The following is a 10,768-nucleotide window of genomic DNA, read 5'->3' on the forward strand; positions in this document are numbered from 1 at the left end:
GCGCGTTAGGAGGGGGCGGCGCAGCCCGACGTCATCACCGGGAGCGGAGCCGGGACGCCCAGGGTCGGGATGCCGAGGAGGACGCCCTTCGGCTGCGCCGGAGCCGCGTTGCGCTTCTCCCACGCGTCGCCCGCACGGGTCCGGCGTACCGCCCCCGTCGGGCCCTCCGCGAGGAGGTGGTGCGGAGCCGCGTAGGTGATCTCCACGGTCACCACGTCACCGGGACGGACCTCTTCCTCCGGCTTGGTGAAGTGCACCAGGCGGTTGTCGGGGGCCCGCCCGGACAGCCGGTGCGTGGCCCCGTCCTTGCGGCCTTCGCCCTCCGCGACCATGACCTCCAGGGTCCGGCCGACCTGCTTCTTGTTCTCGTCCCAGGAGATCTCCTCCTGGAGGGCGACCAGGCGCATGTACCGCTCCTGGACGACCTCCTTGGGGATCTGCCCCTCCATGTCGGCGGCCGGGGTCCCGGGGCGCTTGGAGTACTGGAAGGTGAAGGCGTTCGCGAAGCGCGCCTCGCGCACCGCGTGCATGGTCTGCTGGAAGTCCTCCTCCGTCTCGCCGGGGAAGCCCACGATGATGTCGGTGGAGATCGCGGCGTGCGGGATGGAGGCGCGGACCTTCTCGATGATGCCGAGGAAGCGCTCCTGGCGGTACGAGCGGCGCATCGCCTTCAGGATCGTGTCCGATCCGGACTGCATGGGCATGTGCAGCTGCGGCATGACGTTGGGGGTCTCGGCCATCGCCGCGATCACGTCGTCGGTGAAGTCGCGCGGGTGCGGGGAGGTGAAGCGGACCCGCTCCAGGCCCTCGATGGCGCCGCAGGCGCGCAGCAGCTTGGAGAAGGCCTCGCGGTCGCCGAGGTCGGAGCCGTAGGCGTTGACGTTCTGGCCGAGGAGGGTGATCTCGGAGACGCCCTCGGCGACGAGTGCCTCGACCTCGGCGAGGATGTCGCCGGGACGGCGGTCCTCCTCCTTGCCGCGCAGCGCCGGGACGATGCAGAAGGTGCAGGTGTTGTTGCAGCCCACCGAGATCGACACCCAGGCGGCGTACGCGGACTCGCGCCGGGTCGGGAGCGTGGAGGGGAAGGCCTCCAGCGACTCGGCGATCTCGATCTGCGCCTCTTCCTGGATGCGCGCGCGCTCCAGCAGGACGGGCAGCTTGCCGATGTTGTGCGTGCCGAAGACCACGTCGACCCAGGGGGCGCGGGCCACGATCGTGTCGCGGTCCTTCTGCGCGAGGCAGCCGCCGACGGCGATCTGCATGCCGGGGCGCTTGGTCTTCATCGGCGCGAGCCGGCCGAGGTTGCCGTAGAGCTTGTTGTCGGCGTTCTCGCGGACGGCGCAGGTGTTGAACACGACGACGTCGGCGTCGCCGTCGGAGCCCTGGGGCGCGCGGACGTACCCGGCGTCCTCCAGCAGGCCGGACAGCCGCTCGGAGTCGTGCACGTTCATCTGACAGCCGTACGTCCGGACCTCGTACGTTTTCACAACAGTCGCCTCGCCGCTCTCGGTGCTCACCCAGCAAGGGTACGGGTCGGGCGTGGCGGCCCGGGCCGGGCGTGGGCCGGAGCGGGCCGGGCGGGCCCGTCGGGCCGTGACAGGACGGCGGGTCGGTGGCAGGATCGCGGCCATGCCTCTCGTACCGCCCCGGATCAGCAGGCGCCGTGCCCTGCGGGCCCTGGTGGCCGTACTGGCCGTGCTCTGCGCCCTCGTCTGGTGGCTGCGGCCCTTCGGCCGGCCGGAGGTCACGGGCGGGATCACCCTCAGCACGGGCGTCCAGAACGGGGTCTACCACCGCTACGGCCTGCTGCTGGAGAAGGCTCTCGCCGAGGACGTGCCCGAGTTGCGGGTCCGGCTGAAGACCAGCGAGGGCTCGCAGCAGAACCTGCAGCGGGTGGCCGCGGGCGAGGCCGACTTCACGGTGGCCACGGCCGACGCGGTGGCCAAGTACCAGGTCGACCGGAAGCCCGGCGCGGAGCGGCTGCGCGCCCTGGCCCGCCTCTACGACGACTACGTCCAGCTCGTGGTGCCCGCCGGTTCGCCCGTCCAGACCACCCGGGACCTGCGGGGCAAGCGGGTCGCCGTCGGCCAGGAGGGCTCGGGGGTACGGCTCATCTCGGAGCGGATGCTCACGGCGGCGGGACTGGACCCGGTGCGCGACGTCACCCCGGTGGCCATCGGCATCGACAAGGTGCCCGCGGAGCTGGAGGCCGGCCGGATCGACGCCTTCTTCTGGTCGGGCGGGCTGCCGACCGCTGCCGTGATGGAGCTCTCGGAGCGGTTCGAGATCCGGCTCGTGCAGCTCGGCGACCTGGTGGAGGCGCTCCAGGCCAGCGGCAGCCCCGCGCGGTACTACCGGGCGGCGGTGATGCCCCAGGACGCCTACGCCCGGGCCCGCAACACCTCTTCGGTGTCCACCGTGGCGGTGCCGAACCTGCTGGTGACCCGGGAGGACGCGGGGGCCGAGCTCACGGAGCAGTTCACCCGCACGGTGATCGACAGCCGGGACAAGATCGGGCGCGCGGTGCACGCCGCCCAGCTCGTGGACCTGCGGACGGCGATCTACACCGATCCCCTGCAACTGCACGAGGGCGCGGCCCGCTACTACCGCTCCGTCAAGCCCTGACCCACCGGCTCCACGGCCTCACGACGGCAGCAGCATCGTCGCCGCCGCCGCGGCCCCGATCAGGCCCGCGTGGGTGCCCAGCGTCGCCGGGACGACCTGGAGGTCCTTGACGAAGGACAGGGTCGCGTACGAGGCCAGGTGCGCCCGGACCGGCCCGAAGAGGGTGTCGCCGGATGCTGCGACCCCGCCTCCGATGACGGCGATGTCGGTCTCGACGAGGGTGGCGGTGGCGGCGATGGCCGCGGCCAGCGCCCGGCCCGCGCGGTCGAAGGCGGCCAGGGCGACGGGATCGCCCGCGGCAGCTGCGGCGGCCACCCCGGCCGCGGTGGCGTCCCCGGCCGGGACCCACCCCTGGGCCAGGGCCCAGGCCGCGATGGCGGTCCCGGAGGCGAGGGACTCCACGCAGCCGCGGCCGCCGCAGGCGCAGGGCTCCCCGTCGAAGGCGACGCTGATGTGGCCGATGTGTCCCGCGTTCCCGGTGGGGCCGGGGTGCAGCTGGTTGTTCAGGACGAGTCCGCCGCCGACGCCGGTGGAGACCACCATGCAGAGGGCGTTGGCGTGCCCGCGAGCGGCGCCGAGCCAGTGCTCGGCGGCGGTCATCGCCACCCCGTCGCCGGCCAGCACCGTCGGGATCCGCAGCCCGTGCCGCGCGAGCTCGGCGTCCACCCGGGCCTGCACGGGGAAGCCCCGCCAGGCGCCGATGTTGACCGGGCTGACCGTGCCGCGCGCGGTGTCCACCGGCCCCGCGCTGCCGATCCCGCACCGGACGGCCGAGCCCCACAGCGGGGACTTCGCCAGCTCCGCGACGACCTCCGCGACGGCGGCGAAGACCGTGTCCCCGTCGGCGCCGCGCGGGGTGGGCCGGCGGGTGGTGGCCGTCATGGCGCCCTCGGAGTCCACCAGCGCTCCGGCGATCTTCGTACCGCCGATGTCGATCGCGACCGTCGGGCCGGAGTCGCCCGGCGCACCGGCGCGGGGGGCGGGGAATGCGGAGGTGGGGGTGGGAGTGGTCACGGTGGCGCTCCAGGAAGGGGTCGGTTTCAGTATGCGGCCGGCGGCGGAGCCGTACTCTCGCGGGGCTCCAGCCTGGGCCGCTCGCTCTCGCGGGACCTCGGCGGGCCCCCCGCGAGGAGGGCGAGGAGCTCTTCGGCGGCGAGGCGGCCGAAGCCGGCGGTATCGCGGACCAGGGCGGTGAGCCGGGGACGGGTGACCCGGCAGAGCGCGGAGTCGTCCCAGGCGACGACCGAGAGGCTGCCGGGGACCGGGATGCCCAGCTCGGCGGCCACGGCCACGCCGGCCACCGCCATCACGTCGTTGTCGTAGACGATCGCGGTCGGCGGCGCGTCCTCGGCGAGGATCCGCCGGGTGGCCTGCGCCCCCTCGGCGTCGGAGTAGTCGGTGGTGACCGAGCGCACCTGTCCGGGGGCCAGGCCCAGCCGCTCGGCCTCGGCGCGCAGCGAGGCGATCCGGCGCTCGGTGTGGGCGAGTCCGGGCATTCCCGCGACGTGCGCGATGCGGCGGTGGCCGAGCCCGTACAGGTGGTCGAGCACCTCCGCCATGGCGCCGCCGTCGTCGGCCCGGACGACGGACAGGGCGGTGGGGGCAGCCGAGGCGGGGGAAGCGGAGTCGGGAGAAGCGGTGGCCGGTCCCGTCTCCCCCACCGTGACGGCCGGCAGGGCGAGCTGTTCGAGCAGGGCCGGGCGCGGGTCGTCGGTCCTCGGGTCCACGACGACGACCCCGTCGACGCGCCGCTCGGCCCACCAGCGGCGGTAGACGGCGCATTCGGCGTCGAGGTCCTCGACCACCTGGAAGAGCAGGGCGATCCGGCCGGCGGCCAGGACCTCCTGGATGCCGGAGACCAGTTGGAGGAAGAAGGACTCGACGCCGAGGGTGTGCGCGGGCCGGGCGAGCACCAGGCCGACCGCGCCGGACTGTTCGCCGGACAGGGCGCGGGCGGCGCTGTTGGGCTGCCAGCCGAGCTCCTCGGCGACCTGCCGGATGCGGGCGCGGGTGTCCTGGGAGACCCCGGGCCGGTCGTTGAGCGCGAAGGAGACGGCGCTCTCCGACACCCCGGCCTGGCGGGCGATGTCCTTGATGGTGGGTCTGCGGGCCATGGCCTGTCTCATCCCTCGCTGACGTGGACGGCAATGGCCGGACCGTACGCGATCCTGCCCTGGCAGACCGCCTTGACCACGACCCAGTACTCCCCGGCGGGGGTGCCCAGCGGGGGCCGCACCTCGAACACGGCCTCCGTCTCGCCGTCCGCCGGGACCTCGACGGGCAGGACGGCGGGGCCCGTCAGCTCCCAGGTCCCGAACGGGGAGACGGCGTACGCCTGCCCCGTCAGGGCGCTGCGGATGCCCGTGGAACCGATCCGTGCCCGTACGGGGGCCCGCCCGCCGGGGGCGACGGTGACGGTGTCGGTGCCGCTGCCCACGGGCTCCGGCGCGGCCACCCACAGCCCGGCCGGAGCCCCGGCCGGGCCGCCGGGGACGGTGACGGTGAGTACGTCCTCGAAGGTGCCCGCCGGGGTGGTGGCGAGGATCCGGACCAGGTGTTCGCCGGGTTCCGCGTCGGTGGCGGGCGCCACGGCGAGCGGGAAGGAGACGTGTCCGCCGGGCGGGAGCTCGTGCTGCCGCCGGGTCCAGGAGGTGGTCCAGCCCTCCGGCGCCCGGACCTCCAGCCCGACCGGGCCGCAGGCCGCCCGTCCGTGGGCGGCGAGGGTGACCGTGGCCTCGGCGGGGATCCCGTCACACGTCACGGTGTACGGGGCGTCGCCGAGCGGAGCCGTCCCGGTGTTGTGCAGCCAGTAGCGGCTGAACACCGGCTGGTGCGGCTCCCGTTCGCCCTGGCGCAGCGGCATGCCGGATTCCGTGAGCAGCAGGAGCGTGGTCGTCGCGGCGCCCTGGACCTGCCCCTCGAAGAAGCCGGTGGGCCGGTCCAGCAGATCGGCCTCGGCGGCCGGATCCGTCGGCCACAGGGTCTCGGCCATCGCCGGGCGGCCGTGCGTCTCGCGCAGCCGGACGGCGAGGTCGCTCCGGTCGGCGGAGCCCTCGGCCCGCTTCACCGTCTCGATCAGCACCCGGTCGGCCGGCTCCACGCCGAGCAGCGAGCGCGCCGGCGGCCGGGGGCCCGCTCCGGGGGCCGCCGTGACGGCGGTGAGCGGCTTGTTGAACTCCCTTCCGCGGCGCACCAGGTCCACCGCCCGCCAGTCCCCGGAGCCCGCGACCAGCGTGTGCTCGAAGACGTGGGTCCAGTGCTGGAGCTGGAAGGAGCTGCCGTCGGGCGCGGTGCGCCGCGGCGGGTCCATCCACTCCCCGCTCGGGCGGCCGGTGCAGGACCGCATCAGGGTGCTGTGCAGCCGCCCGGTGGTGTCGACGGCGAAGCTGGGCGTGCCGCGCACCAGGATCCCGACGGTGCGGTCGGCGTACGGCTCCTCGTGCGGGCACGGCTCCTCGTGCGGGTACGGCTCCGCGTGCGGGTACGGCTCCGCGTGCGGGTACGCCGTCCCGTGCACGCCCGCTGCGGTCGCCTCGCCCGCTCCGCCCGCCGGAGCCACGGCGTCGATCCGGCCCGACGCTGCCACCGCCCGCGCGAGCTGCGCCGGCGGCCCGGCGTGGACCAGGACCGGCAGGTCGCGCGGGCCCGTCAGGTCGCAGCCGGGGGTCCAGAGCGAGCGGAGCCCCGCCCGGGCCGCCACCCAGACCTGCCCGTGTTCCCGTAGGGCTGCTCGCAGGGCCTTCTCGTCGGCGGGACCGGCCGACTCCAGCAGCGCCGCCGTGAAGGTGTTCTGCTCGGGGCCGCCGAGTGCGATGCGGAAGTCGGGCAGGCTGCTGTCCACCGCCAGGTCGCCCCAGCGCGGCCCGGCCGCCCGGGCCGGGGTCGCGGTGACCCCGCGGCGGCCCAGGGCGGTGACCAGCTCGCGCAGGCCCTCCGGGGCGCCCGCGTCCGGGAGGACGATCTCCGCCGCGCCCAGGGCCCGGCCGCCGGGCCCGGTCATCGGCGCCGACAGCGCGAACCAGTTCAGGCAGGGGCTGTCGAGGGTCCAGGGGGCCCGGGTGTGGTCGGCCCCGGTGTCCGCCTCGGGGAAGGCGAACCCGCGCCCCACCGCGGAGGCGGCCGTCTCGGCGACGGGCAGCGCCCCGGGCACGTCGGCCGGGATCCGCAGCCGCAGCACCTGGTCGGAGCCTTCGAAGTCGTGCACCGTCGTGGTGAGTTCCACCCGGTCCAGGCCGTCCCACAGGGTGGTGGTCCGGGTCCAGCGGACGGGCCCGGTCCGCCCGGTGGCCACGATGCGCGAACCGAGCGGCCCGCGCTCCGAGCGGCAGGACTCGGCGGGCGCGGCGCCCGAACCGGTGCCCGGCCCCTTGGGCAGCAGGTGCCAGGGCCCCTCTTCGAAGTAGGGGTGCTTGTCGTACTCCTCCTGTACGACCAGCTCGTCCACCTCGCCGGGGGTGAGGAGCTCCTGCCCGGTGCGCCGGTCCAGCAGCCGGGCCAGGCCCCCGCCGCGCGCGGGATCGGCCTCGGCGCGCAGGAACTCGTTCTCCACGGCGTGCCCGGGCGCGGGCTCCCACCCGCCCGAACGCGGCTGCTCCGACGCCGCGAGCCACCAGGTGCGGTGGCCGAGCGAGGGCACGTCCTCGGCGAGGAAGGCCACCTCGGCGGTCCCGCCGGCGACGGCCTCGACGTGCACGGACGCTGCCCGGCCCGCCTCGTCCAGCACGGCGATCAGGCCGGCGTCGCGGTCGTCGGCGAGGCCGAGCGCCGCCAGGTCGACCCGGGTGCGGACCAGGTCGGTGCGCGTCCACGAGACCGGATTGTGCACGGTGACGGCGAGCTGCCCCGGGCCCCGGGTGTCGGCCGCGGCGGTGAGCGCGGCGAGCGCCTCCTCCCGTACGCCGGCGGCCAGTTCGCGGGCCTCGCGCCAGGTGGGGAGCAGGTCGAGGTACACCTGATCGGAGAAGGTCCCGGTGACGGCGTCGTGATGGGCGGCGTGCAGCAGGTGGCGCCAGGCCTTGGACAGGGTCTGCTCGGGGTAGGAGGTCAGGCCTTCGGCGCAGGCGAGGGCGGCGAAGGTCTCGGCCTGTTCGAGGAGGTTCTCGGCGTCCCGGTGCGCCTGTTTCACGTCGGCGTAGGTGACGTCCTTGCCGGTGTAGACCGGGCCCATCTCCCGGGTGACCGGCAGCGGTTGCTCGCCGCGCGCCGCGAGCTCGGCCCGGACCGCGTCGAAGTGGGCGCGCGGGCCGGTGTGTTCCATGCGCGGCCAGCAGTAGCGGCGGTTCCAGGCGTGCTGTACGTCCAGGCCCCAGCGGTGCGGCCAGGAGAAGTCGGTGCCCATCGGGATCAGGACGTTCTTCGTCGCGGCGGCGGTGCGCAGCAGCTCGTACAGGTCCAGCAGCTGTTCGGCGGCGGCCTCGGCGTCCGGTGCCTGGTGGGAGAACCAGCCCGCGGAGTAGTGCGCGGGCAGGTAGTGCAGGAGGAGGCCCTCTCCGCCGGGGGCGATCCACTCGTACTCGGCGGGCAGCTGCATGGCGGCGGGGGCGCGCAGCTCGTCGCCCCAGGTGTCCATCATCGGGCCCCACTGGTGGTGGGGCCCACGGGCGAGGACGGCGGAGTCGAGTCCGGCGCCGGCCATCAGCGCGGGGAAGGAGGGGTCGTGGCCGAAGACGTCGAGCTGCCAGGCGGTGCGCGGGTCGGCGCCGAGGGTGCCGCGGTGCAGGGCGAGGCCGTGGACGGCGGAGCGGATGGTGGTTTCGGCGGAGGTGAGGTTGGTGGAGGGCTCGTTGTAGGTGCCGCCGACGATCTCCACGCGGCCTTCCGCGATGAGCGCGCGCAGTTCGGCGCGTTCGGCGGGGTGGGTGTCCCAGTAGGGCTTGAGGTAGTCGACCTCGGAGAGCACGAAGCGGTACGCCGGGTCCTCGCGCGCCTGCTGGAGGTGGAGCGGGATCAGGGTGAAGGCCGGGACGCCGGTGTACTCCCAGCCGCGCTCGGCCTCGCCGGGCTTCGGCGGGGTGTCCCACAGGGCGGTGTAGGCGGCCTGGGTGTTCCACCACATGGGGTCGTAGTGGAAGTGCGGGACCAGGCGGACGGTCCAGCCGGGCTCGGCGACGACGAGCTCGAAGGGCAGCTCCGCGAGCGGGCGCCCGTCGGGGGTGGTGACGCGGACGGTGGCGGGCAGGACGGTCCCGGGTGCGGCGCCGCGGGTGCGGACGGCGACCTCGACGGTGGACTCCGGGACGGGCCGGGGGCCGGACCCGGCCAGATCGGCGCGGGCGTCCGTACCGGCGCAGGCCTCGGCGGTGTCGGCCCGCACGATGCGGGGGTGCGGGGTGGCGATGCCCTCGCCGTGCACCGCCACGTGCAGCGGGCCGGCCGGGCGGGCCCTGCGGATGCGCACCCGGACGATCTGCGCGGGGGTTTCCGGCGGGCCGGCGAAGAGGGCCGGGGTGGTGACCGAGGTGACGGTAATTCCGCTGTCCATTTCCGCACACTTCCTTGTGTGACAACACCGCTCATCAACAACTAAACCGCATTAGTATCCTTAGCTTCCGGCGGCTTGAACCCTACTGTCAACGGGACTGAAGCGCATAAGTACCAGCGTCCGCGAGATCAGGACTTTCATCCCGCCAAGTCGGGACGTTCGGAGATAAGGATGCTGTTGACTTATCCCCCGCGCAGGCGGCAGGTTGTGGGCATCCCGCGAATTCCCCCTGAACTCCAGGACCCTTCATGCACGACGGCAACGCCGCCCCCGCATCCGCTCCGGCCCCCGGACCCGCCCCGGCTCCGGCCCCCGCATCCGCCCGTCCGGCCCCCGCACCCGCCGCCCGCGCCCTGCGTTTCGGCGCCAACTACACGCCGACGCGCGGCTGGTTCCACCACTGGCTCGACTTCGACCTCGACGAGGTCAAGGCCGACCTCGACTCGATCGCCGGCCTCGGCCTGGACCACGTGCGGGTCTTCCCGCTGTGGCCGGTCTTCCAGCCGAACCGGACGCTCATCCGGCCGCGCGCCGTCGAGCAGCTCGTCGCGCTCGCCGACGCGGCCGCCGACCGCGGGCTCGACGTCAACGTGGACGGGCTGCAGGGGCACCTGTCGAGCTTCGACTTCCTGCCCGCGTGGACCGGCACCTGGCACCGGCGCAACATCTTCAGCGATCCGCAGGTGGTCGCCGGGCAGGAGGAGTACCTGCGCACGCTGGCCGCCGCCCTCGCCGACCGGCCGAACTTCCTGGGCATGACGGTCGGCAACGAGATCAACCAGTTCTCCGACGATCCGCACCCCTCCCCCGACCGGATCACCCAGGAGCAGGCGGGGCGCTGGCTGGAGCGGATGCTCGCCGCCTGCGAGGCGGGCGCGCCGGGCCGCATGCACCTGCACGCCGAGTACGACGCCGCCTGGTACCAGGACGGCCACCCCTTCACCGTGGCCCAGGCGGCCCGTCTGGGCGCCGCGACCGCCGTGCACTCCTGGGTGTTCAACGGCACCGCCCAGCGGCACGGCCGCACCGGTACGGCGACCGAGCACCACGCCGCCTACCTGATCGAGCTCTCCAAGGCCTGGGCCCGCGATCCGCACCGGCCGGTCTGGCTCCAGGAGGTGGGCGCGCCCGCGCCGCTGATCCAGCCCGAGCACGCCGCCTCCTTCACCGAGGCGACCGTGACGAACGCCCTGGACTGCCCCGGCCTGTGGGGCGTGACCTGGTGGTGCTCGCACGACGTGTCCCGGGAGCTCGCGGACTTCCCCGAGCTGGAGTACGGGCTCGGCCTGCTCACCAACGACCGCCGGACCAAACCCGCCGGAGAGGTGATCGCCAGGATCACCGAGGAGTGGCGGGGCCGCGAGCACCGCCCGGCCGTGCGCAGGACCGCGCTCGCCGTGGACGTCGGCGGCGCCGAGTCCGCGCCGAACCGCTCGGCGTGCGCCCCCGGCGGGGCCTTCTTCGAGGCCTGGGCGGCGCTCACCGCCCAGGGGGTCCGGCCGGCCGTGGTCCTGGCGGAGCTGGCCGGGGACGCGGAGCACCTGGCCGCGCGCGGCATCACCGAGGTACTGCACGTGTCCGACGTCCCCGCCCGGGCCTGACCGGCCCCTACCGAGGAGATCCCTCATGTCCGAGACCGACAACGGCGTCGATCCTCGAACC

At 74.6% G+C, this 10,768-nt stretch carries 6 protein-coding genes; 2 read left to right on the forward strand and 4 right to left on the reverse strand.

Translation table 11 applies throughout. The features are described 5' to 3' along the window. Positions 1–5: 5 nt before the first annotated feature. Entirely contained in the window at positions 6–1,517 is a 1,512-nt protein-coding gene (miaB, locus tag OG276_RS09155; protein ID WP_266903969.1) for a tRNA (N6-isopentenyl adenosine(37)-C2)-methylthiotransferase MiaB, read from the reverse strand. 112 nt (positions 1,518–1,629) lie between these two features. On the opposite strand from miaB, the gene OG276_RS09160 reads away from it, so the two are divergent. Further along, positions 1,630–2,625 (forward strand): TAXI family TRAP transporter solute-binding subunit, encoded by a 996-nt coding sequence (locus OG276_RS09160; protein WP_266903970.1) that lies wholly within the window; start codon positions 1,630–1,632, stop codon positions 2,623–2,625. 18 nt (positions 2,626–2,643) lie between these two features. On the opposite strand, the gene OG276_RS09165 is transcribed toward OG276_RS09160, so the two are convergent. The 3 genes from OG276_RS09165 to OG276_RS09175 form a co-directional block, all read right to left on the reverse strand. After that, on the reverse strand, positions 2,644–3,561 hold the full coding sequence (locus tag OG276_RS09165) for an ROK family protein (RefSeq protein ID WP_266912641.1): 918 nt from the start codon (positions 3,559–3,561) through the stop codon (positions 2,644–2,646). A gap of 104 nt (positions 3,562–3,665) precedes the next feature. Next, the gene (locus tag OG276_RS09170) at positions 3,666–4,739 is read right to left on the reverse strand and encodes a LacI family DNA-binding transcriptional regulator (RefSeq protein ID WP_266903971.1); all 1,074 of its coding nucleotides are present in this window, start codon (positions 4,737–4,739) and stop codon (positions 3,666–3,668) included. An 8-nt stretch (positions 4,740–4,747) separates the two neighbouring features. Further along, positions 4,748–9,106, reverse strand: a complete 4,359-nt coding sequence (locus OG276_RS09175; protein ID WP_266903972.1) for an NEW3 domain-containing protein — start codon at positions 9,104–9,106, stop codon at positions 4,748–4,750. Between the two features lie 248 nt (positions 9,107–9,354). On the opposite strand from OG276_RS09175, the gene OG276_RS09180 reads away from it, so the two are divergent. Continuing rightward, positions 9,355–10,707, forward strand: coding sequence for a glycosyl hydrolase (locus OG276_RS09180; protein WP_266903973.1), 1,353 nt, complete (start codon positions 9,355–9,357; stop codon positions 10,705–10,707). Positions 10,708–10,768 lie beyond the last annotated feature (61 nt).

This window comes from Streptomyces sp. NBC_00086 (assembly GCF_026343255.1).
Classification (GTDB): Bacteria; Actinomycetota; Actinomycetes; order Streptomycetales; family Streptomycetaceae; genus Streptomyces.